This window comes from Streptomyces sp. T12, assembly GCF_028736035.1.
Classification (GTDB): Bacteria; Actinomycetota; Actinomycetes; order Streptomycetales; family Streptomycetaceae; genus Streptomyces.
In genome coordinates this window covers 1,361,436-1,384,495 of record NZ_CP117866.1, presented here as the reverse complement: position 1 = coordinate 1,384,495, position 23,060 = coordinate 1,361,436, and the positions used below count along the sequence as shown (strand labels likewise).

Genomic DNA, 23,060 nt, shown 5'->3' with positions numbered 1-23,060 from the left:
CGGAGGGCGATTCTGCGGCCCGGCCGGGGGCCAGGGTCCGTTCGCCGACCATGACCTGCCAGCGGCCAACATGGTCGCGCTCGCTACGGCCGCGACGCCGCCCGGGTCTCCTCGTGGGCATGCGGGTACTCCGGGGTGCGGTGCTGGAAGGCGAGCACCTTGAGGTTCTGGACGACGCCCTGGCGGATCTCGATGGCGTGCCGGATCGTGTCGTCGGCGTCCCAGCCGTCGGGGCCCTGGAGCACGACGTCCAGATACGGCAGGAGGGCCTCGCTGTTCTCCCAGGTCGCGGAGTTCCACAGGTAGGAGGGGCTGTGGTCCACCCCGTAGTACCTGACGTGGTCGCCGACGGTGAACATCGGGTCGGTGAAGGTGGTGGGCCGGGCCCAGTCGAAGCCCATGCCCTCGTCGCAGGAGACGTCGATGACCAGGGTGCCGGGGGCCAGCTTGGGCAGGTCCTCGTCTATCAGGAACATCAGCGGCGCGTCGGTGTCCTGCAGCACGCAGTTGACGATGATGTCGTGCCCGGCGAGGAACTCGGCCAGCGGCAGCGGACCGTCCTCGGTGAGGGCGACACTGCGGCGCGGGGCGAGGGTGTCGTCGGCCTTGTCGTGGTCGAAGTGGACGATCCGCGCGGAGTGGATGGGGGAGCTGACGGCGGTGACGCCACGCGCGGTGAGCACGTCGACGTCGTGCACGCCCAGGGCGCTGAGCGCGGTCACTGCGCCGCGGGCGGTCGCGCCGAAGCCGATGACGACCGCGCGCTGCCGCCGCCCGTAGTCGCCTGTCACGCCGGTCAGCTGCATGGCGTGCAGGACCGAGGAGTACCCGGCCAGCTCGTTGTTCTTGTGGAAGACGTGCAGGTTGAAGGCGCCGCTGCGGGTCCAGTGGTTCATCGCTTCGAAGGCGATCAGGGTCAGCCGCCGGTCGATGGCGGTCTGGGTGACCTTCTCGTCCTGCACACAGTGCGGCCAGCCCCACAGAACCTGACCTTCGCGCAGTTCCGCCAGGTCTTGGTGGAGCGGTTTGGCCAGCAGGATGACATCGCACTCGGCGATGAGTTCCTCGCGCGTGCGGAAGCCCGCGACGAGCGGGGCGAGTTGGCTGTCCGGGACGCCGAAATACTCTCCGTAGTTTTCCTGGAGGTAGATGCGCTTGCGGAGACCGGCGTCGATACGGTCGAAATGAGCGGGGTGAACGGGCAGACGATGCTCGTTTTCCTTGCGGGTCTGCGACATGATTCCGAGCGTGAGCTGCTGCAAAATGCCCCTTTGGTTGCTCCCTGTTTAGCACACCGGGCAGTTCGGCAGCCGGTCGCGACGGGCGGGGCCAGGGACGGGGCCCCGGAGCTGGGGTTCGGCTCGGCCCCGGTCACGCAAACGCCGTGACCGGGGCCCCAGGATCAGCCACCGCGGAAGGTGCCGACCGCCGCTAGTTCCGGTACCGGAACACGATCCGGCCGCGCGTCAGGTCGTACGGCGGGAGCTCCACCAGCACCCGGTCTTCCAGCACGATCTTGATGTAGTTCTTGCGGATCTTCCCGCTGATGTGCGCGAGCACCTGGTGGCCGTTGTCGAGCTCCACGGTGAACATGGCGCTGCGCAGGCACTCGACGACCTTGCCCTCGACTTCGATGACGTTCTTGTTCTTCGTCATCGCACCAGCTCCAGGTTGCTGCTCATCGGCCGGGCGCCGATGCCCTCGAACAGCGCCGTCGCTGCTTGGTTGGACTCGTGGACTTCGGTCCAGGCCGCGGCGAACCCGGAGCGGTGCAGCGTCCCCAGCGTGTGGGCGAGCAGCGCCCGCGCGATGCCGCGGCGCTGCTCGCCGGCCCGGACCGCGACCAGCCCGATGCGCGGCCGGTTCACCGGCACCACCCGGATCAGACCCAGGTAGCGGTCCGGCGCCGCGGCCACCGCGTACTTCGACGGGTCGACGATGGTGTCGCCTTCGGGGCGGGGAATCACCTCCGCGGGCATCGACTGCCACCCGACGCTCGCCTCGACTTCGTCACGGATCGCGCGGTCCACCGCCCGCAGCAGACTCTCGTCCGCCTGACCGGCGGGCACGATCGTCACGCCCGCAGGCGGCAGGGCTGCTTCGAGCCCGGTGACCCGCGGGTCGGTCGGCACGACGTACTCCCACTCTCGGCGCCGGATCGTGAAACCGGCCCGCCGCCAGCCGGCCGTCAGCTCTACGTCGGCTTCGTCGACCACCGTGTGCAGCGGCGCCGGCAGTTGCGCCAGCATCGCCTCGGCGAGCCGGTCGAAGGTGGCGTCGTGCCAGGCGTCGATGCTGACGAACAAGCGTCCGTCGGGCCGGTGCTCCGCATGCCCGCGGCCGACCACCAGGTCGTCGTCCAGTGCATGCCATTGCCTGTCCGCGACGCGCGTGATCATCACCGCGTTCTCGCTCAGGCCAGTTGTGAAAGGCTTCGTGTTCATCGGAGTCTCCTCCAGGAGTGCCTCGATCTCAGGCGCTCCTGGCGACACCGAACGTCAGCCGCCGGACCGTGACGGGTTGAGGGAGCACCCACGGGTAACTGTGTTCACGGGGCTCACCTCCATACGACGACTTCACGGTCCACCACGAAAGTAGCAGCGGGGCGTCGCCTCGCTCCAATCATTTCCAACGAGAGAGCACGGTGGGCGTCGTCAGCGCGACGCCCACCGCTCGGTACTCGGACTCAGCTGCACTTACGTCCGGTGTTGATGCACAGGACCGCCTTGTTCATCAGCTTCGCGTCGAAGACGTTGATGAAGTCACCGTGGTCGGTGACCGGCTTGTGCTGCTGTTCGGGGAAGCTGTCCAGCGAGAAGAACGGACGGGTCTTGCCGTTGTCCTTGATGCTGGGCGCGTCCACGTCGTACACCAGACGCTGCACCAACTGCGGGATGGCCTTGAAGCCGGTCGGGCAGTTGCCGGCCGCGTCGGCGAAGGCCACGTGCGTACGGTGGTTGGCGCTGTCGATGTTCCTGCCGTCCCAGCAGCTCTGGAACTTGAAGGTGCGCACCACGTCGCTGCCTGACGGGCAGAGGGGGTACTTGTCCTTCAACTGCACCTTGTTCTCGAAGCCGGTGCAGCTCCAGGAGGCGTTGGCGTTGGCCGTGCCGTTGACGAACGCCTTGGCGTCACCGGTGATGATGCGCAGGAACTTGGGCATCGCCACCACCTTGCCGCGGGGGCTGCCCACAAAGTTCAAGGTGGCCTGCCTGGCCGTCAGAATCCGGCCCGTGTTGCCCTCGGCGCCGCCGCCCTGCTTGCCCGCGTCGAACTCCTTGGTGCCGTCCTGCAGGCGCAGCACCGGCCAGTAGTAGGACGACTTGTCGCCCTTGTTCTGGCAGCTGGTCCCGGCCTTGGCGAAGTCCTGGTCGCTCGAGAAGGCGTCGTTGTCCTGGTTGCCGACGTAATCGTGCACGTGGTGTGCGCCGTTGGTGACGCCCGGCGCGACGATGACGTTGTCGCTGTTGTACAGCTTGTTGGCGTTCACCCCGCACTTGCTGACGAAGACACCCCTTGAAGCCCTCGCCGACTTGGCCGGCGTGCGCACATTGGACTTCACCTTGGTGATGTCCACGAAGTCGGCGGCGGCGGGGCCGTTGCCGGTCGCTCCGGCATTGGTGTTGTTGCCACCTTGGTTGTTGTTGCCGCCCTGACCGGGGGTGGGCTGGTTGCCGGTGGCACGCAGCGTGCAGGCCGCCAGTGCGTCAAGGCCCTGCGGCTTGGCTGCCACGCGGCCGATGGCGGTGGCGATCCGGTCGATCGTCGCCTTCCGCTTGTCCTTCAGCGGACCCACGATCGCGTTCTGGGCGAAGTTGGGGTCCTGCGCAATCGCCTTCTGGGAGGTGGAAAGGCGCTGGTATGCCTCGGATATCTGCTTGTCGAGGAGTGCCAGTTCCTTGTCGACCTGGGCCTTCGCCTGGGCGGGCACTGATGTCAACCGCTGGCCGACGTCGGGGCAGTCGATGGTGGAGGTGCCGGCCGCGAGCACCTGGTTCTGGGCAGAGCCCTTCGACGCGCCGGTTTCGTCGGCCGAGGCGTAGATGTTGACCGCCACCAGTCCACCGGCCCCGATGGCCAGTGCGGCCGCCGCGCCTACCGCCCGGCGGGCAGTCTTCGATCTTCTTCGCGTGTTGCGTCTCATCGGGCCTCTCAAGGACATCTCCGGAGCCGGCAGGGCTTCCGGCATGGGTGAAGCGCGTCCTCAGATACGAATGTGAGCGCCGAATGCTCAGCGAACTCTCAGATTCATAGGTTCCTCCATCGGCAAACAGTGCATGAGGGCCCAATTCGGGCCGCGTCAGCTTCCAGGCTCCCCCGAACAGGTGGTCGAAGTCTGCCTCGGCCTCGTCGCGGCAGGCCCTGGCCAACAGCATGAGCACTTCGGGAGGGCCTGTCCCTCCCGGGCTACGGTTTGGCCCTGACGAGTCCGGCGTCGTACGCCATGATCACGGCCTGAATACGGTCGCGCGCCCCGATCTTGGCGAGGACCCGGCCGACGTGTTTCTTCACCGTGGACTCGGTGAGGACGAGCCGCTCGGCGATCTCGGTGTTCGTCCAGCCCTGGCCGATGGCAACCAGGACCTCTCGTTCGCGGTCGCTGAGCGTCCGCAGTCGGGGGTCCTCGGCCATGGGGATGCCGGGCGGGGCGAGCACCTGGTGAGCGTAGGCGTCCAGGAGGCGCCGGGTCAGGCTCGGGGCCACGACGGCGTCGCCGGTCGCCACCGCGTGGATGCCCGCGACGAGTTCCTCGGGTCGGGCGTCCTTGAGCAGGAACCCGCTGGCGCCGGCGCGCAGGCCTTCGTAGGCGTACTCGTCTAGGTCGAAGGTGGTGACGATGAGGACGCGGGTACGGCCGCCGGCGGCGATGATCCGGCGGGTGGCCTCCAACCCGTCCATGCCGGGCATGCGGATGTCCATGAGGGCGACGTCGGGGCGGAGTTCCGCGGCGAGGCGGACGGCCTCGGCCCCGTGCTCGGCCTCGCCGACCGGGGTCAGGCCGGGAGTGCCCTCCAGGAGCATGCGGAACCCCATGCGTTGCAGGGGCTGGTCGTCGGCGATCAGTACGGTGGTCACGGCAGGAGCTCTCCCGATGCCGACAGGGCGGGTGCGGAGGGTACGTCGAGCACGACGTCCACGATCCAGCCGGGCCGGGCGTCGCGGGGGCCGAGGGTGACGTCACCGCCGTACATGGCCGCTCGCTGTCGGATGCCGACCAGGCCGTGGCCGGGGTCGACGCCGGTCTGCAACCCCCGTTGTTCGCGTACGGGGGTCCCCGGCGGTGTTCCGGTGTCGGTGACCCGGATCCGCAGCCGGCCTGCGTCTGCGGCGACGGTGACCTCGGCGGCGGAGCCCGGCCCGGCGTGTTTGAGGGTGTTGGTCAATGCCTCCTGGACGATGCGGTACACGGTGAGCTGTACACCGCTGTCGAGAGAGTCGAGCGCGCCCTCGGTCCGGTAGGTCACCGTCAGTCCCGCCGCGCGGACCCGCGTCAGAAGGGGGTCCAGGTCACGGATGCCCGGCTGCGGACCGAGCAGCCGTTCTTGCTCCTCCTCCTGCTCCTGGCGCAGGACGCCCAGCACGCGGCGCAGTTCGCCCATGGCCTGGCGTCCGGTGTCGCCGAGTATGCGCAGGGCCTCGGCGGACCGCTCGTCGCGGTTGGCGGCGAGGGTGGCGGCGCCGTCCGCGACGCTGACCATGACGGAGAGGTTGTGGCCGATGATGTCGTGCATCTCGCGGGCGACCCGGGCGCGTTCGGCGGCGGCGGTGAGCCGGACGCGTTGGTCGCGCTCGATCTCCAGGCGGGTGGCGCGGTCCTCCAGCGCCGTCAGATACATCCGGCGGATGCGCAGGGTCAGGCCGACGGCGACGGCCGCTGTCGCGGTTCCCAGCAGGAAGAACAGGCCGGGCAGTGGGCGTTCGACCCGCACCAGGAGGCAGACCGCCATGGTCAGGCTGACGAACGTGAGCGCGGCCGCCCAGCCGAGCACGCGCAGGGAGCCGCGCACGGCCAGCGTGTACAGGGCGACGAGGGCGCTGATGCCGGCCTGCTGCCAGACACCCAGCGACCACTGGACCATGGACACCAGCATGACCACGAAGAAGGTGACGGCCGGGGCCCGGCGGCGCCACCACAGGGGCACGATGAGCGCGGCGGCGAAGACGCACAGGGCGGCGGTCGGAAGGTGACCGCGGCTGCTTGTCTCGCCGAAGGGACCGTTGCTGTCGGCGGAGAGCAGGTCGGGCAGGCTGACGAGGGCGACGACCAGTACCACCGCGGTGTCGAGCAGCCATGGATGGCGTCGGTCCAGTTCACGATGGCGGCTCTGCCCGCGCAGCAGACGGCCCAGGAGCGGGTGCGCCCAGGCGTCGTCGAGCCCGGAGGGCGCCGGGAGCGCTCCCCGGGCGGTCGGCGCGGCGGCTGCCTCGCGCTGTGGACTCATGGACCTCATTGTCGTTGGTTCGCGGATCAGGCGTCGGTCCGGATCAGGCGGAAGGCCGCCCCGGCGAGGGCCAGGGCCACCCAGCCGGCGAAGACCGCGAGTCCCTCCCCGGGCGACAGGGAGCCGGAGGACTGGTGCAGGGCGTAGACGGCCGAGCCCGCGTTGCTGGGGAAGTAGGGGTTGATGTTGTCGTACACCGAGTCGGGCAGCAGCGTGGCGAGGCCGGGGAGGATGAGCAGGATACCGACCAGGGCGGCGATGGCTCCGGCGGAGGAGCGCAGCAGCATCCCCAGCGCCACGCCGGACACGGCCACCAGACCGAGGTAGACGCCGGCGCCGGCCAGGCTGCGCAGCACGCCGTCGTCACTCAGCGACAGCGCGATCTTCTCGCCGTCGAGGCCCAGCGTGCCCAGCTGGAACGCCGCCAGCGCGGCGATCGTGGTGAGGACCAGGGCGATCGGCCCGATCACGGCGCTCTTCGCCCACAACACCGGCAGCCGGCGCGGCACCGCGGCGAGGGTGGAGCGGATCATGCCGGTGCTGTACTCGCCCGCGGAGAGCAGCACCCCGAGCACGCCTACGGCCAGCGACGCGAAGGTCACGCCGGTCAGGGCCAGACTCACCGCGTCGCTGTCGCCGGATCCGGGGCCGGGCGGCCCCTGGTTCGGGGCGGCGTCCGGGCTGTAGGTGGCGGCCGCGATCGCGCCGAAGGCGATCAGCAGGACCACGGCGACGGCCAGCGTGATCCAACTGGAACGCAGCGACCAGAACTTGGCCCATTCCGAGCGCAGCACCCGGCGGCCGGTCACCTTGTGAACCGTCGTGCCGGGGGACTCCGGGGCAAGGGTGATGGAGGTCATCAGGCGGCCTTTCGCTCGGTGCCGGCGGGAGCGCTCTGGTACTCCACGACGTCGCGGGTGAGTTCCATGAACGCCGCCTCCAGGGAGACGGACTGCGGGGTGAGTTCGTACAGCGCCACCCCGTGCCGAGCGGCGATCGCCCCGATCTCGCGGGCGTCCCGTCCGCTGACCACCAGTTCCTCGGCGGAGGAGGAGCTGATGGTGACGTCCGGGCCGGCCAGCAGCGAACGCAGCCTCACGGCTTCGGCGGTGGCGACCTTCACACCCGAGCCGCCGGCCTCCCGGGTGAAGTCGTCGACCGTGGTGTCCGCGAGCAGCCGGCCGCGTCCGATGATCACCAGGTGGTCGGCGATCAGCGCGGTCTCGCTCATCAGGTGCGAGGAGAGCATCACCGCCCGGCCCTCGTCGGCCAGCGAGCGCAGCAGGTTGCGCACCCACAACACGCCCTCGGGGTCGAGTCCGTTGACCGGTTCGTCGAGCATGACGATGGCCGGGTCGCCGAGCAGGGCCGAGGCGATGCCGAGCCGCTGGCCCATGCCGAGGGAGAAGGCGCCCACGCGCTTGCCGGCCACGCTGGTCAGCCCGGCCAGCTCGATGACCTCGTTCACCCGGCGGCGGGAAATGCCGTGGGTGTGTGCGAGCGCCATCAGATGGTTGAAGGCGGTACGGCCCGGGTGGACGGATTTGGCCTCCAGCAGGGTGCCGATCTCCTGGAGCGGAGCGGCGTGCCCGGCGTAGGACTTGCCGTTGACGGTGACCGAGCCCGCGGTGGGCGCGTCCAGGCCGATGATCATGCGCATGGTCGTGGACTTGCCCGCGCCGTTGGGGCCCAGGAAGCCGGTCACCTCGCCCGGCTTGACGGTGAAGCTCAAGTGGTCGACGACCGTCTTGTCCCCGTACCGCTTTGTGAGTTCACGTGCTTCGATCATGGGTGGGCCCTTCTCGACTCGAACTCGGCCGCCCGCGGATGCAGCGCGGCATCTGCGTTCGAAGCTATGGGCGTCGAGGCCCGGGACTGCGGGACCACGGGAGAATCTTCGGCGCCCGAGTGGTACCGCAGTACCACTGGGGCCTCACCGACCCCTCCCTGGTCCAGGAGGAGAGGCCGGGCGTCTCGTCGTCCGCCCGGCCCACCGGGTCACATGTGGACGACGGGTGCCGCGTCGGGGTCGGTGGCCGGGACGCCGCGGCGGTAGAGCAGGACGCTGATGACCAGTCCGGCGGCGAAGAAGGCGGCGGACCACCAGTAGGCGGTGGAGTAGCCCTCCAGGCCGGCCTGGGCGAGGACCATGGGGTCCTTGGGGTTCTTGCCGTCGAGGTAGTTGGTGACGGCGGTGGTGGAGAGGGTGTTGAGGAGGGCGGTGCCCAGGGAGCCGCCGACCTGCTGCATGGTGTTGACGGCGGCGGAGGCTACGCCGGAGTCCTCGGCGCCCACGCCGGCCGTGGCCAGGCTCATCGCCGGGGCCATCACCAGGCCGAGGCCGAGGCCCGCCACGATCAGCGGCGGCATGATGTCCGTGGCGTAGCTGCTGGTCAGGTCGAGGCCGGTGAGCCAGACCAGGCCGGCGGCCGCGATGCCCATGCCGAGCGGTACCACCGGCCTGGGGCCGAAGCGGGGGACGAGCACCGTGGAGGCGAGGGTGGAGGCGATCATGAGGCCGGCGACCATGGGCAGGAAGGCCAGGCCGGTCTCGACGGGGGTGTAGCCCAGGCTCTGCTGCAGGTAGTAGGTCAGGAAGAGGAAGACACCGAACATGCCGGCGCCGATGATCAGGACGGAGATGAAGGAGGCGCCGCGGTTGCGGTCGAGCAGGACCCGCAGGGGCAGCAGGGGGTGGGTGGAGCGGGTCTGCCACCAGGTGAACGCGGCGAGCAGTACGGCGCCGGCGGTCAGGAAGCCCCAGGTGGCCGGCGAACTCCAGTCGTGGGACTCGGCGTTGGAGAAGCCGTAGACGAGGCAGAACAGGCCGTCGCCGACGAGGACGGCGCCGGGGATGTCGATCGTGGCGCTCTTGTCGCGCGTGGTGCGCTGGAGCAGCATCGCACCGCTGACGAAGGCGAGCGCGGCGAAGACCAGGTTGACGTAGAGGGTCCAGCGCCAGTCGAGGTACTCGGTCAGCACGCCGCCGAGCAGCAGGCCGATGGCGCCGCCGGCACCGGCGATGGCGCCGAAGACACCGAAGGCCTTTGCGCGTTCCTTAGCGTCGGTGAAGGTCGTGGTCAGCAGCGACAGGGCGGCCGGGGCGAGCAGGGCACCGAACAGTCCCTGCCCGGCGCGGGCGACGATGAGCATCTCGAAGCTGGTGGCGGCGCCGCCCACGGCGGAGGCACCCGCGAAGCCGGCCAGGCCGACCAGGAAGGTCATCTTGCGGCCGAAGAGGTCGGCTATGCGGCCGCCCAGCAGGAGCAGGCTGCCGAAGGCGAGCGCGTAGGCGGTGACCACCCACTGCCGGTCGCCGTCGGAGAAGCCCAGGTCCTGCTGCGCGGACGGCAGGGCGATGTTCACGATGGTCGCGTCCAGGACGACCATGAGCTGGGCCAGTCCGATGACGACGAGGATCCACCAGCGGTGCCGCGGCGGCGCCTCGGAGGGCGGGAGCGAGGACACGGTGCCCGTGTCCGGCGTGTCGGTCGAGGTCTGGGACATGACGGAAACTCCAGAGGAGGAAGAGAGAGGAGGAAGAGAAGTGGGAAGGGGGGATGGTGCGAGGAGGGACGGCTGCGTCGTTGGAGCCCGTCACGTGACGTGGTCGGTGGTTGAAGACGTGGTCGGTGGTTGAAGGGGGATCAGGCCGCCCAGCAGCCCGGGCGATCGGTTTCCGCCTTGCGCCGGCGAGAGGTGCCGTGGGGAAGCACGGCTGATTTCGGTTCCGGCACCGGGTCTCGCAGTGCCTGACGGCGGGCTTCATCGGCCGAGGCGGCGGAATAGGTCTGCCAGTACCGGGCCTGCCGGTTGAGTTGGCTGATCAGTGGCGTGAGATCGGTCGCGGCGGAGACCGCGGGGATGCCCAGGCGGTCTGCCCAGTGCGCCCCGAGAGCCCGCCGGAGCACGCTGTGCATGAGGGAGCGCACCTGCTCCTCGGTCATCTCCACGCCCGGCGCTCCGGCCGTCGCGCGGGCCTGTGCGTCGACCATGGCGGCGATCAGCAAGCGTGAGTCCTCGCCGGGTGCCGGAGTTGTGGCGTCCAGCAGGGACTGCAGGCGGTGGGCGTCGTCGTGGTCCGCCGGCTCCTGGTGAAGGCTCTCGTCCAGTCCCAGGAGATGGGCGACGTACGACCAGTACCGGTAGAGGTAGCGCTCATCTTCGGAACTGATGTCGATGCCGATGGTGGCCAGGGCCTGGAAGGCGGTGAGGGTGAAGCCGAGCCAGGTGCGGGTCAGATCGAGTCGGCCGATCGGCAGCCCCTGGGCGCCGGTGTCCCAGTCCTCGACGGCCCTGGCCCGCATGCGGGCATGGCGCAGCCGGACCTGGACCGTGGCCAGGTATCCCGGGCCTCCGCGCAGCAGCCCGCCCGGCCGTATGGTCTGCCGCGCCCACACCCCCGCCTCCGCGAGCCGGGGCGCGGCCATGGCCGTCGGCCTGCCCGTGCGGGCCAGTTGGCGTGCGGTGGCCGGTGACGCGTAGGTGTGGGCGAGCGCGCTGGTGATCGAGCAGAGCCTGAACCACATGGGGGGCACGGACAGGCTCACGACATCGCCGCGATGGAGCATCAGGGGGTCGACCCAGGAAGGGGTCGACTCCAGTTGCCTCAGCAGTGCGGCGACAGCCGTGGGGGGTTCGTCGTCCAGGCCTGCCAGACCGTGTTCGAGGCCCGCGTCGAGAGCCTGCCGGGCCCGCGTGCCGTGGAGGTCCAGTTCCGCGATGACGGCATCGGCGAGCGGATCGCCGGCCGTGAGCTGGGGCAGCAGGTGGTCGGCCTCCGCGCCGTGCCGACGGGGTGCCGCATCCGTGCCGACCGCTCGTTCGGCGGGGTTGCGAGGCGGAAAGTGCGCGGTCATGTGGCTCTCACTTTCGAGTGGGGGCGAGGGCGGACACACGTTGTGCCTGGTCCAGCCGCGGGGTGATGCCGAACAGCGGCGTCTGACACCTGTCAGATTAGGTAGAATCTGACAGGTGTCAAGTAAGCTGTTCGTGGACCCCAGTACCGTCGAGGGTCCGTCTGAGGCGAGACACAAGTGGGAGGCATCAGTGGGAGCGCGAGCCGAATCCGGTCGACGGCCGGGGCGCCCGGGAGCAGGCACTCCCGCGGTGCCCGAGGAGGACAACATCCTGTTGCGCGGGCTGGAGGCCTTCGCGGAGCTGGGTTACGACCACGCCTCGGCTCGCGAGCTGGCGCGCCGCCTGGGCGTGAGCCACAACTTCATCAACGACCGGTACGGGTCCAAGGCCGCCTTCTGGCGCGCCGTGGTGGACCACGCGCTGGGTGCGCAACTGGCGGGCCTGCCGCAGGCCGATCCCTCGCTCGACGATGCCGAGCAGCTGCGGCTGACCGTCACCGCCTTCTACCAGGCCGCAGCGGGCACGCCCATGATGGGGCGGATCTTCGTCAACGAATTCACCTCGGACACCGAGCGGTTGGACTACCTCTACGAGCGCTATATCGCTCCGACCCTGCAGCTCATGGTGCCGTGCATCGATCGGCTCGTCGCCTCCGGGCGCATGGCACCCATCCCGATGCACGTGCTGTTCTTCGCCGTCATCCCACCCGTCTCGGGCATGGTCGAGGTGCCTCTTGCACGACGCCTGGGCAGGCCCGAGCCCACTTCACCGGAACAGCAGGCGGCCACGGCGGAATCGCTGGCGGAACTGGTGGTCAACGGCCTGCTCGCCACGGCTTCGGGGAGTCGCCTCCGGGCTTGAGCGGTCATGGAGCCCTTCGGTGTGCGCACATGTGCCGGGGCTCGGTGCTTCCAGTCGGCGCTGCGGGCCGACGTCCGCGCCGGCGCAACGCAACCCGCAGGACGCCGCCCCCGAACGCGGTTGGATGAGGGCGAGTATGGCCGAAAAGCTCCCTTTGGTCGCCCTCGCCCGGTTCTCTACGATCGCGGCAGCCCACCCGGGTTCAAGGGGGAAACCGCATGTGGCAGGCGCCGATGATCGTGCAGCAGTTCCACTGGTCCGACCAGCCCCGTACCGGCAACGACGCCGCGATGCGCGAGATCTTTCTCAGCTCGGCACGCCACAGCCTCGGCCGCTACTGGAGCGAGTGCACCTTCGGGATCGTCGACGCGGTGACTGGTGCGCAGGTCGACGCGATCCGCTCGATCGGCCTCACCCATGACACGTACTTCGACGCCAACGGCGACCTGCAGAGTCGCCGCACCAGAGACGAGACGATCGCCGCCGCCGTCGCCGCCGCGCCCGGACACCTCGCCCAGCCGGGCCCCAAGCTCGTCTTCATGTTCGACAACCCCTCCCCGGCGGGCGCCAGCGGCACGTACGCCGTGCTCGACTTCGCCGGGAGCCACTCCTACATGGCGCACGAAATCGGCCACGCGCTGGGCTTCGACCACTCGTTCGCGGGCGCCGTGGAGTACGGAAACCCCTACTGCATCATGAGCGCTCTCACGTTCGGCGGAGCGAATCCCACCCACACCCGTCCGAGGCCCGCGGATTCCGCGGTTCCGCAGACCGTCCTGGCGAGTGACATGCGGTTCTGGGAGCGGTTCGGCCCGATGCCCGCGGGCGCGACGCTCTTCAACACCCTGCCGGACTTCCATACCTCCGGCAGGGTGCGCCGGGTCGCACTCGGCGAGTCCGTGCGGCTACGGGCGCTGAGCGAGGCCGGCCAAGGCGAGACGGTCCTCGCGGTGGTGGAGGTCGACCGCATCCAGTGGACGGCCGAACTGCGCGTCGCGACCCGCTGGGACGCGGGACTCGCGCTGCCGGACGGCCCCGGCGAAGCCGTCGTACTGCACGGACTGCTCCCGGCTCCCGGGGGCGAACTGCGCGCGAACTACCAGGGCAGGATCCCGGTCGTACGCTCCGGTCCCACGATCGGCGCCTCCGAGGCGACGCCGGAGCACGTACTGCCCAACGGCTCCCGGCCCAACCTGCGGTTGATCGTCGAGTCCTTCGACCCCGTCGCCAACGCTGCCCAGATCCGTTTCGAGGCACGGCCGCGGCCGACCGTCCGCGCGTTGGAGCGACTCGGCCCGACGAGCGTCATCCAGGCGGACTTCGGAGCCGGGGACCACAAGAACTTCGAGGCGTGCGTCCTCGAAGGGGACGAACTCTGGCACTGGTGGCGGGACAACTCGCTCCCCTGGCAGCCCTGGACGCGAGGGCAGCTGATCGCCTCCGGAGCCGCCTTCCCCGGAGCGCTCATCCAGTCGGACTTCGGCTCGGGCGACCACGGCAACTTCGAGGTGGTGGTGCCGATCCGGATGGCGGACGGGACCTGCCGGCTGCGGCACTTCTGGCACGACAACGGCGATGTCACCAACCTGTGGCAGGCAGGCCAGTGGGTCACGGCCGCCGGCCAGGACGTGGCGGGCGCGGCGGCCCTCCTCCAGTCGGACTTCGGCTCCGATGACCACGGCAACTTCGAGGTCGTGGTCCCACTGCGGCAGCCCGACGGGACCCTGCGACTCGCCCACTTCTGGCACGACAACAGCAGCGTCGACCAGCCGTGGCGGCACGCCGCGTGGATCACCCCGGAACACCAGGGGGTCTCCGGCCCGGCGGCGTTCATCCAGTCGGACTTCACCACCGGGGACCACGGGAACTTCGAGGTGGTCGTACCCTTCCCCCGACCCCAAGGCGGGGTCGGGCTACGGCAGTTCTGGAGCGACAACAGCAGCGGCACCCTCGTCTGGCGTTCTCCGGAAGCAGAGGGCGGCGTCAGTCTCGACATCCTCCACGGCATCGGCGACGTCGTGGGAGGCCCGTCCCTCGTCCAGTCGGACTTCGGCTCCGGCGACCACGGCAACTTCGAACTGGTCGTCCCCGTCCGCTACACGAACGGTGCGGTCGTGCTGTGGCACATCTGGCGGGACTCGGCGGATCTCGCACAGTGGCAGCTGTCCGGCCAGTACGTGACCGAGTCGTGCCGGGGGACCGCGACGCTCTTCCGCAGCAGTTACGGCGCCGGCGACCACCGCAATTTCGAGGTGCTGGTCGAGGAGGACCGCGGCTCGGTCGTGCACTACTGGCATCCGAACGACGACGTCAACCACCCCTGGCTGCGCTCCGTCTGCGTCGACATGATCGACGAGGTGGCCGCCCTCCGCCCCCCTGCCGTGCGGATCGCGCAGCTGACCGGCGAGCACGACCGTACGGGCTGGGACGGTACGGGCGAGCCGCCCTTCGCGCTCAACAGGACCGAGAGCCGGTTCAGCATCACCGGCACCGACCTGGGAGTCCCGTTCGAGCACGGAGGCCGCACCTTCGTCCTGTTCGGCGACACCTGGCGCGGATCCTTCTCCGGCGACACGGACAACCTCGACGCCATCGCCGTGGTCGACGGCGGAACACCCGACGAGGGCTTGCGGCTCGACTTCCGACGCGAACCGCCCCGCGTCCCCGGCATCAGCCAGGGCGGGTTCGAGGTACCACTGGACGGGGTCAGCTGGGGCGGCGCGATCTACGGCTTCTTCTCCACCGACCACTACCAGGCCCAGGGCAGGGACGTCATGGGCCGTTCCGTCCTCGCCCGGAGCGACGACGACGGCCGTACCTTCAACTACCTCTACGACCTGCCGCGCACCCACTTCATCAACGTCTCCACCTCGATCGTCGACGGGGAGGCGCACGGGCTCCCCGCCGGCCCGCACCTGGTGGTGTTCGGCAGCGCCCGCTACCGGTCGAGTGACGTCTACCTGGCCGTCAAACCCGCCGCCGCGATCGGCACCCCGGGCGGCTGGCGGTACTTCGCCGGCACCGACGGCTGGAGCGATCTGGAAGGGTCCGCCGCGCCGCTCTTCCCCGCGGGGAACGTCGGCGAGCTGTCGGTGCGCTGGTCGCCGGCCGCCCAGCACTGGCTCGCGTTCTGGAACGAGAACGACGGCGCCGGCCGCCACCGCATCCTCATGCGGGCGGGAGCCCGACCCCAGGGGCCGTGGACCGAACCGGTCGTCGTGTTCGACGTCAGGGACGGGTACGGCGGCTTCATCCACCAGACCGGACGCGACCACACCCAGCACACGTTCGGCGACGCCGACAACACCTGGGGCGACGTCTACGGCCCGTACCAGTTCGAGCGCTACACCCGCCGTGAAGGGACGAACCTACGGGTGTACTTCAGCATGTCGGTCTGGAACCCCTACCAGTCCATGCTGATGAGAACCGAACTGCCGCTGTTCACCTTCGCGTTCTCCCTCCGCTCCGCGAGCCGCGAGGCCGCCGCGGCCGGGCAGGCCGAGCAGGCGCGGCTCTTCGGCGCGCGGGCCGACTCGCTCTCCCTGGACCTGGCGACCGTCTCGGCGGACGAGGCGCTACACCACCACGTGACCGGATACACCCTCCTGTGGGGCGGCGGCGACCCGGTCGAGGCCGGCGTCGAACTCGCCCGGCAGCGCGAGGCGGCCGGGCGGGCGATGGAGCTGGCCGGGCCCATGGCGCAGGCGCTCCCCGACCCGAACCTCGCGGCATCGGACGTACTGCGGCTCGCCACCCTGCTCTGGCGGCTGATCGGGCTCAGCACCCACGGGTCCGCTGACATGGCGCCCGGTATCAGGGCGGCCGAGCTGGCCCGGCGGAGCTACGAAGCGCTGGCGGGGGACCACCGGATCGACGTGGTCCAGGTGTGGACGGACCTGGCGCAGCGCCACCACGAGACCGGCTACTGGTTCGGCCACTGGGCCGGCCACCCAGACCTCGGTACCGCCGAACTCACCAGGCAGCGCGAGGCCGCCGCCGCCGGAGCCCGGCTGGCCAACGAGGTCGCGGCCGAGCTGCCCGTACCGTCCCTGGGCCGGGAGCGGCTGTCCCAACTGCTGACGCTGCTGGAGCGCCTCGCGGGGACGGTCAGCCAGCCCGGGATGGTGACCCACGGCCTCCCCCCAGGGGATCCGCACGCGCCCGAGCTGGAGTCCCTGGCCGCGACGGCCCGCACCTCCGCCGAGCGGGTCCGGGACGCCCTGGCCGAGCTGCCGTGAACTCCTGCCACGACCTGGCCGATGATCACCTCGCGACCGGTGCGCTCACCGAAATGGCGCTCTTGAAGTCGGTGAGCGCGAGCGTGTTTTGAATGTCGGGGTTGGACGCGAAGTGGATGTCCTGGCGTACGCGTACGATCCGGCCCTCCTCGTCGATCCATACGGCGGTGTCGATTGCGGTGGCGGGGCGCAGATTGCGTCCGACGGTCCTGTCGACCGATTCGATGTCTTTCGGGGTGAGGCGGGCCGACACGCGGACGGGTTCGCTCCCAAGGCGCACGGAGCCGCTGTGACCGAGTATGAGGTGCACGTACTGCGGAAGCCGGTCCATGGGAATGCCGCCCTTGGCCGCCGACGCAGGGAACTTCTGCCACACACCGTGGGAGCCGCTCGCACGCCGGTACACCTTCTGCCGGGTGATCACGACGTCTTCGGTGTACTGCGCGGTCTTGTCCGTCGTGAGCCCCGTCAAGGGCGCGTTGAGGTTGATCCGCCCGACCATGAGTTGCAGTCGTCTGGATCCGGACTGCGTGACGGCTTTGATCGCGGCCGAGTAAGGGGCGTCGTGGGCTGCGGCAAGCCGGTCGAGGACCACCTGCCGGCCGGTTTTCGGCCGCGCGGGTGAGCCCGAGGCGCATGCCGAGAGCATCAGTGCCGAGAGCGCCAGAATCAGCGTCGCCGTCCGGTGGTGCATCACGAGTGGATCCTCTGAGTACCAGGCCCGGATGGTGGCACCCCAGGCCACAGGGTGGATGGTGGGCTCATCCTTTCCTGCCGCGGGGAGCAGGTGGCGTGCGGGGGAGGTGGTGTGATCGAGCGTGCGCCGGACGGTTACGGAATCGGTCCCGCCGCCCGTACAACCGACATCACACAGGCTCTGCCACAGCACTTGGGGGCGGCCCTCGTTGCGCCACGTTCGCCGGTAACAGCAGCTGGACCAAGACCCCGCCGCCCTACCGAGCCGTCCGCGACGACGTAAATGCGAGGGCCCGAGGCCGGGGCACGAACGTATCGTGATGAGCTGGCCACTGATCATGAGCGTGAACGGGGAGAGAGATGACGGTCGACGTGGAACAGTTCCGCCGGGACGCCCATCGGATCGAGAAGTGGGCGGTGGGGTGGATGGTCCTGTCGCTGGTGTTGTGGGGGTGGTTCGGCTACCGGTGGCTGATGGACAACGACGAGGGATTCGGCCGACACGCCGAAGATAGCCGCGCACTGGTGGGCATACTCGCGCTCGCGGTCATCCCGACGATCATCGCGGCAACGACCACCGTGTACTCCCAAGTCCTGTTCCGCCTGGCGCGCCAAGCCAAGCCGGCGGTCAGGTGAGAGACAGGCGACGATGCAGGCGTCGGAGGTCTCACGTGCGGTGGCCGCGGCCATGTCGGCTGTCTCATCAGTTGGCCTGACAGCCGACGACGCGATCGTTCTTCACGACTCGAACAAGCTCACTCTGCGTCTGCTGCCGTGTGACGTTCTGGCCCGGGTGGCACCTGTGGCGCATCAGGTCGCACAGTTCGAAGTCGAGCTTGCTCAGCGGCTCGCCGAATCCGGGTGCCCCGTGGCTGCTCTCGAGCCTCGAGTGGAGCCACGCGTCTATGAGCGTGATGGCTTCGTGGTCACGCTTTGGACCTACTGCGAACCGGTGGCGCCTCAAGAGGTCTCATCAGCCGACTATGCCCATGCGCTCAAGCGGCTGCATGCCGGCATGCGCGCGCTCGATGTCCCGACGCCGCACTTCACGGATCGAGTCGAGCAGGCTCAACAACTTGTCGCGAACCGTGAGTTCACCCCGGCGCTCGCCGACGCGGACCGGCAGCTGCTCGGTGACACGTTACGAGGGCTGAGACGAGTGATCGGCGAGCGCGGCGGCGCCGAGCAGCTGCTGCATGGTGAGCCGCACCCGGGCAACGTGCTCGCCACGAAGAACGGGTTGCTGTTCATAGACTTTGAGACGTGTTGCCGTGGGCCCGTCGAATTCGACCTCGCCCATTTGCCCGAAGAAGTCAGCGAGCACTATCCGGGTGTCCATCAGGACTTGCTGCGCGAGTGCCGGGTCCTCGTGCTGGCGATGATCACAACGTGGCGCTGGGATCGAGGAGACCAATTCCCGAACGGGCGCCGGCTGGGCATGGAGTGGCTCAGCCAGATCCGAGCAGCACTCGGTCGCCACGGCTTGGATACACATGGCTGATCGCGGACTTTCGAGGGCGTAGCCGAGTCAACGTCCTGTGGGCCTTGATCCGGGACCGTCGTCCCCACCAAGCCGAGCCACCGCTCACTGGCGAAGCTCGGCATCGAAATCGAGGCGACGAGCCTTGCCCTCGCTCGGCAGACATGCGGACATGTCCACCGACGTGAGCGGAATGGTCGAGTGCAGACCCCTGGCCCGGATTTGGGGAGAGGACGACGAGGACGCGGTATGGCACGCCGCCATTGATCTCTTCCTCCTCAATACCGGAAACGCCTATGACGCCCTCGCCTGCCTCTTCGGCGTCCGCAACTCCTTCGGGTTCCGCCCGCTGACCGAGGACCGCGGCCTGCCGGAGGACGCCTCGGACGGACTACGTGAGGCGTTCAACGCGTGGGGCGGGCCACAGGACGCGCACGGAACGACGTGGATCAGCTGGGCCGAGTTGGTAGCCGCTGATTGGGACGAGACCGATCGATCCGGCACGCTCAGCCGAAGCGCTGTTGCCGGGGCAGAGACCCATTGGGCGCCGGTCTGGGACGTGATGCGGACGCTGGCCGAGCTGCATGGACCAGAGCACGTGCGACTCGTGGTCTGGTTCGACTGATCACTGAACTGAACGCTGCGGCCTGTTGACGGCTGCGGTCGGCGGCTTTTCGAGATAGGTGACGCCTGATCTTGGTGGTTGGCACCACGCTGGGAAACACCGGAGACGTTCCGGATTTCTGCTGTGCCCGATTTCGCTGCCCGCACGGCGCTAGCGTTGGGTCCCATGATCGTATGGCTCAATGGCACCCACGGCGCAGGCAAGACGACGACCAGTGCACTCGTGCAGCCACTGATCCCGGATTCACGGGTGTTCGACGCCGAGAAGGTCGGCGAGACACTCATGGACATCACGCCCGGGCTGCCCGGGACGGACAACTTCCAGCACTGGCCGCCGTGGCGGCCGCTCGTCGTCGAAACCGCCCGCCGCGTACTCGAATACACCGGCGGCACTCTGGTGATGCCCATGACCGTCCTGGTCGAGCAGTACTGGCGCGAGATCAGTACGGGCCTCGCCCAACATGCCATCCCGGTACGGCACTTCGTCCTCCACGCCGACCAGGACACCCTCCGCGGACGCATCGAGGGGGACACCCTTCTCGGCCCCTCCCCGTTCCGCCTCAAATACCTCGAGCCCTACGCCGAGGCGGCCCGCACGTGGCTGCACGGCGAGGCCGAGGTCGTCGACACCACGCACCTCACGCCCGCCCAGGTCGCCCTGCAGATCGCGGAGGCCGTCAAGCGTTGAGGTCCGCCCACCACGCGAAAGCCGCAATCGCCGGGCCGCGTTGAGACCCGTTGGCTCCAACAAGCGAGGCCAGGTTGCAAAGTTGCGGCTGCATCCGTAGGCCGGTGGGGCATCCGCCAGGGCCAACGACGCGTACCCGTATGTGCGGACGGCGCAAAAAGCAAAGGCAAGGAGAACTCTCTCCTTGCCACTCTCAACTTATAGCGCGCTGGGGGGCTTGCGGCAAGACCCGGGTGGGGGCGCAAAATCATTCGCCGAGGTCACAACCTGCGGAAACGGGGGCACGACGTGCGTGTGTTGTCGGCGTATGGGGGGACGAGGACGTGCTCGACAAGAGGTACGACAGAGTTGGAGGCGCCGGTGATTCGATCGGCCGCCGCAGTGCAACGGAGCACGGCCGCCTCGGAGGTATCGCAATGATCGAGCGGTACGTGTTGGACCTTCAAGAGGTTGATGAGACGCAGGTCGCGGCCGTTGGCGGCAAGGGCGCGCAGCTAGGCGGGCTGTCGCGGATCGAAGGCATCCGCGTGCCGGGTGGTTTCTGCGTGACGACGGACGCCTTCCGGCGGATCACGGCGCAAGCGCCGTCGATCGACGATCAGCTCGATGAGTTGTCGCGGTTGAAACCGGACGACCGGGAGGCGATCCGCACGCTCAGCTCGCAGATCCGTCGGACCATCGAAGGGACCGCCATCCCGGGCGATCTCGCGGCGGCGATCACCCGGGCGCTCGCCCAGCTCGGCGAGCAGGCCGCCTACGCCGTCCGATCCAGCGCGACGGCGGAGGACCTGCCGACGGCCTCCTTTGCCGGCCAGCAGGACACGTACCTCAACGTCGTGGGGCCGACGGCGATCCTCCAGCACGTCAGCCGGTGCTGGGCCTCGCTGTTCACCGAACGGGCCGTGACCTACCGCCAACGCAACGGCATCGACCACCGTACGGTCCACATGGCCGTGGTCGTGCAGCAGATGGTCTTCCCGCAAGCGGCCGGCGTCCTGTTCACGGCCGACCCCGTCACGGGCAACCGGAAGGTCGCCACCGTGGACGCCGGCTTCGGCCTCGGCGAGGCACTGGTCTCCGGCCTGGTGAACCCGGACGTCTACAAGGTGCGACATGGCGAAGTCGTCGCCAAGGCGATCGCCGCCAAACAGCGTGCCGTGCAGGCCCTGCCGGCCGGCGGTACGCAGGAAGTGGCGATCGACTCGCAGCGGCAGGAGCAGCCGGCGCTGACGGATGCGCAGGTCGTGCGGCTCGTGCAGCTCGGGCGGCGTATCGAAGCGCACTTCGGCCGCCCGCAGGACATCGAATGGTGCCTGGTCGACGATGACTTCCGGATCGTTCAGAGCCGGCCGATCACGACGCTGTTCCCCATCCCCGACACCGGCGACCAGGAGAATCACGTCTACGTCTCCGTCGGTCATCAGCAGATGATGACCGACCCCATGAAGCCCCTCGGGTTCTCCATGTGGCAGCTGACGGCCATGGTGCCGATGCACGAGGCCGGCGGGAGGCTGTTCGTCGACGTCACCCGCCGCCTGGCCTCGCCCGCGAGCCGCGCCGGCCTCCTGGACGTCATGGGGAGAGGCGATCCGCTGGTCAGGGACGCGCTGGAGACCGTACTCGCCCGCGACGATTTCGTCCCGTCGCTCCCGGACGCGGGTCCCGGCGGGCGGCCGGCCGGCGGTGCGTCCGCCCCGGTCGAGACCGATCCGGCCATCGTCACCGAGCTGATCGAGCGCAGCCAGGCGTCCATCGCCGCCCTGGAGCGCGACATCCGGACGAAGACCGGACCGGCTCTGTTCGACTTCCTGCTGGAGGCCTTCGCGGAGCACAAGCGAGTCCTCAGCGATCCGCTGAACGTTCAGGCGATCATGGCGGGGATGGAGGCCACGTGGTGGCTCAACGACAAGCTGCAGGAGTGGCTGGGCGAGAAGAACGCGGCTGACACGCTCACGCTGTCCGCCCCCGACAACGTCACGTCCGAGATGGGACTGGCACTGCTCGACGTCGCGGACGTGATCCGCCCGCATCCGGAGGTGGTGGCGTTCCTGCAGGGCGTCGAGGGCGAGGACTTCCTGGACGAGTTGGTGAAGCTCCCGGGCGGGACCGAAGCGCGCGACGCCATCGAGGCCTACCTCGACCGGTACGGCATGCGCTGCGTCGGCGAGATCGACATCACGAGGCCACGTTGGCGCGAGCGCCCCACCACGCTCGTGCCCGTGATCCTCGACAATGTCAGGAACTTCGAGCCGGGCGCCGCCGAGCGGCGCTTCGAGCAAGGGCGGCAGAAGGCGCAGCAGAAGGAACAGGACGTGCTGTCACGCTTGCGGGCCCTGCCGGACGGGGACCAGAAAGCCGACGAGGCCAAGCGGATGATCGACCGGGTCCGAACCTTCATCGGGTACCGGGAGTACCCGAAGTACGGCATCGTCAGCCGCTACTTCGTCTACAAGCAGGCCCTGCTGGGGGAGGCCGAGCGCCTTGTGCAGGCAGGTGTGCTTCCTGAGAAGGAGGACGTCTTCCACCTCACGTTCCAGGAGTTCCACGACGTCGTGCGCTCGAACCAGGTGGATGACCAGCTCATCCAGCAGCGCAAGGACGCCTTCCGGTCGTACCACGCGCTCACACCGCCCCGCGTCCTCACATCGGATGGTGAGGCCCTCACCGGCGCGTACCGGCGCGACGACGTGCCGGCCGGCGCCCTGATCGGCGTACCGGTGTCCGCCGGGACCATCGAGGGAAGGGCCCGCGTCATCCTCGACATGGCGGAGGCCGATCTCGAAGCGGGCGACATCCTGGTCACGCCCTTCACGGACCCCAGCTGGTCGCCGCTGTTCGTCGGAATCGCGGGCCTGGTGACGGAGGTGGGCGGCCTGATGACGCATGGCGCAGTCATCGCCCGGGAGTACGGCTTGCCGGCCGTCGTGGGCGTGGAGCAGGCCACCCGGCTGATCCGGGACGGCCAGCGCATCCGCGTGCACGGAACCGACGGGTACGTCGAGATCCTGCCCTGACCGACCACACCGGTCATGTAAGCGCCGTCAGAAGTCATGGCGACCTTCCCGCCGATCGCCAGGCCCGGGGGATCGGCGCAGGCGCCGGACGAAGTCGCCGCGGGACAGTCCGAGCATCCGGACGGGCATATGGTCGCCCAACTTAATCGGTAGACT

General features: G+C 69.2%; 18 protein-coding genes. 7 read left to right on the top strand and 11 right to left on the bottom strand.

The window, feature by feature from the left end; translation table 11 throughout:
- Positions 1-83: 83 nt before the first annotated feature.
- The 10 genes from PBV52_RS06005 to PBV52_RS05960 all read right to left on the bottom strand — a co-directional run bounded on the left by PBV52_RS06005 (position 84) and on the right by PBV52_RS05960 (position 11,302).
- Entirely contained in the window at positions 84-1,262 is a 1,179-nt protein-coding gene (locus tag PBV52_RS06005; protein WP_274237232.1) for a N(5)-(carboxyethyl)ornithine synthase, read from the bottom strand.
- Between the two features lie 169 nt (positions 1,263-1,431).
- Complete coding sequence (infA, locus tag PBV52_RS06000) at positions 1,432-1,656, bottom strand: translation initiation factor IF-1 (protein WP_269637243.1); 225 nt, start codon at positions 1,654-1,656, stop codon at positions 1,432-1,434.
- A complete protein-coding gene (locus PBV52_RS05995) occupies positions 1,653-2,444 on the bottom strand; it encodes an N-acetyltransferase (RefSeq protein WP_274237231.1) in 792 nt (263 codons plus the stop codon). The genes infA and PBV52_RS05995 overlap by 4 nt, the downstream gene beginning before the upstream one ends.
- A 242-nt stretch (positions 2,445-2,686) precedes the next feature.
- Positions 2,687-4,144, bottom strand: a complete 1,458-nt coding sequence (locus PBV52_RS05990) for a DUF1996 domain-containing protein (RefSeq protein ID WP_274237230.1) — start codon at positions 4,142-4,144, stop codon at positions 2,687-2,689.
- 263 nt (positions 4,145-4,407) lie between these two features.
- Positions 4,408-5,076, bottom strand: a complete 669-nt coding sequence (locus tag PBV52_RS05985) for a response regulator transcription factor (protein ID WP_274237229.1) — start codon at positions 5,074-5,076, stop codon at positions 4,408-4,410.
- Positions 5,073-6,443 (bottom strand): sensor histidine kinase, encoded by a 1,371-nt coding sequence (locus tag PBV52_RS05980; protein WP_274237228.1) that lies wholly within the window; start codon positions 6,441-6,443, stop codon positions 5,073-5,075. The genes PBV52_RS05985 and PBV52_RS05980 overlap by 4 nt, the downstream gene beginning before the upstream one ends.
- A 26-nt stretch (positions 6,444-6,469) precedes the next feature.
- The gene (locus PBV52_RS05975; RefSeq protein WP_274237227.1) at positions 6,470-7,303 is read right to left on the bottom strand and encodes an ABC transporter permease; all 834 of its coding nucleotides are present in this window, start codon (positions 7,301-7,303) and stop codon (positions 6,470-6,472) included.
- Entirely contained in the window at positions 7,303-8,232 is a 930-nt protein-coding gene (locus PBV52_RS05970) for an ABC transporter ATP-binding protein (protein WP_274237226.1), read from the bottom strand. Before PBV52_RS05970 ends, PBV52_RS05975 begins: the two co-directional genes overlap by 1 nt.
- 209 nt (positions 8,233-8,441) lie before the next feature.
- The gene (locus PBV52_RS05965) at positions 8,442-9,950 is read right to left on the bottom strand and encodes an MFS transporter (RefSeq protein WP_274237224.1); all 1,509 of its coding nucleotides are present in this window, start codon (positions 9,948-9,950) and stop codon (positions 8,442-8,444) included.
- A gap of 140 nt (positions 9,951-10,090) precedes the next feature.
- The gene (locus PBV52_RS05960) at positions 10,091-11,302 is read right to left on the bottom strand and encodes an oxygenase MpaB family protein (RefSeq protein WP_274237223.1); all 1,212 of its coding nucleotides are present in this window, start codon (positions 11,300-11,302) and stop codon (positions 10,091-10,093) included.
- A 250-nt stretch (positions 11,303-11,552) separates the two neighbouring features.
- On the opposite strand from PBV52_RS05960, the gene PBV52_RS05955 reads away from it, so the two are divergent.
- Together PBV52_RS05955 and PBV52_RS05950 are read left to right on the top strand one after the other, a co-directional pair.
- Positions 11,553-12,164, top strand: a complete 612-nt coding sequence (locus PBV52_RS05955; RefSeq protein ID WP_274237222.1) for a TetR/AcrR family transcriptional regulator — start codon at positions 11,553-11,555, stop codon at positions 12,162-12,164.
- A gap of 218 nt (positions 12,165-12,382) precedes the next feature.
- Positions 12,383-16,402, top strand: a complete 4,020-nt coding sequence (locus PBV52_RS05950) for a DUF4185 domain-containing protein (RefSeq protein WP_274237221.1) — start codon at positions 12,383-12,385, stop codon at positions 16,400-16,402.
- 25 nt (positions 16,403-16,427) lie between these two features.
- On the opposite strand, the gene PBV52_RS05945 is transcribed toward PBV52_RS05950, so the two are convergent.
- Complete coding sequence (locus PBV52_RS05945; RefSeq protein ID WP_274237219.1) at positions 16,428-17,291, bottom strand: hypothetical protein; 864 nt, start codon at positions 17,289-17,291, stop codon at positions 16,428-16,430.
- A 167-nt stretch (positions 17,292-17,458) separates the two neighbouring features.
- Between PBV52_RS05945 and PBV52_RS05940 the strand changes: the two genes are divergently transcribed.
- The 5 genes from PBV52_RS05940 (at position 17,459) to rph (ending at position 22,904) form a co-directional block, all read left to right on the top strand.
- Positions 17,459-17,734: a hypothetical protein gene (locus PBV52_RS05940; RefSeq protein ID WP_274237218.1), complete on the top strand. Its 276-nt coding sequence runs from the start codon at positions 17,459-17,461 to the stop codon at positions 17,732-17,734.
- Positions 17,735-17,747: 13 nt separating this feature from the next.
- On the top strand, positions 17,748-18,599 hold the full coding sequence (locus PBV52_RS05935) for a phosphotransferase enzyme family protein (protein ID WP_274237217.1): 852 nt from the start codon (positions 17,748-17,750) through the stop codon (positions 18,597-18,599).
- 151 nt (positions 18,600-18,750) lie between these two features.
- Complete coding sequence (locus tag PBV52_RS05930) at positions 18,751-19,203, top strand: hypothetical protein (RefSeq protein ID WP_274237216.1); 453 nt, start codon at positions 18,751-18,753, stop codon at positions 19,201-19,203.
- A gap of 165 nt (positions 19,204-19,368) precedes the next feature.
- Complete coding sequence (locus tag PBV52_RS05925; RefSeq protein ID WP_274237215.1) at positions 19,369-19,890, top strand: ATP-binding protein; 522 nt, start codon at positions 19,369-19,371, stop codon at positions 19,888-19,890.
- A gap of 416 nt (positions 19,891-20,306) precedes the next feature.
- Complete coding sequence (gene rph / locus PBV52_RS05920) at positions 20,307-22,904, top strand: rifamycin-inactivating phosphotransferase (protein WP_274249286.1); 2,598 nt, start codon at positions 20,307-20,309, stop codon at positions 22,902-22,904.
- Positions 22,905-23,060: the final 156 nt, after the last annotated feature.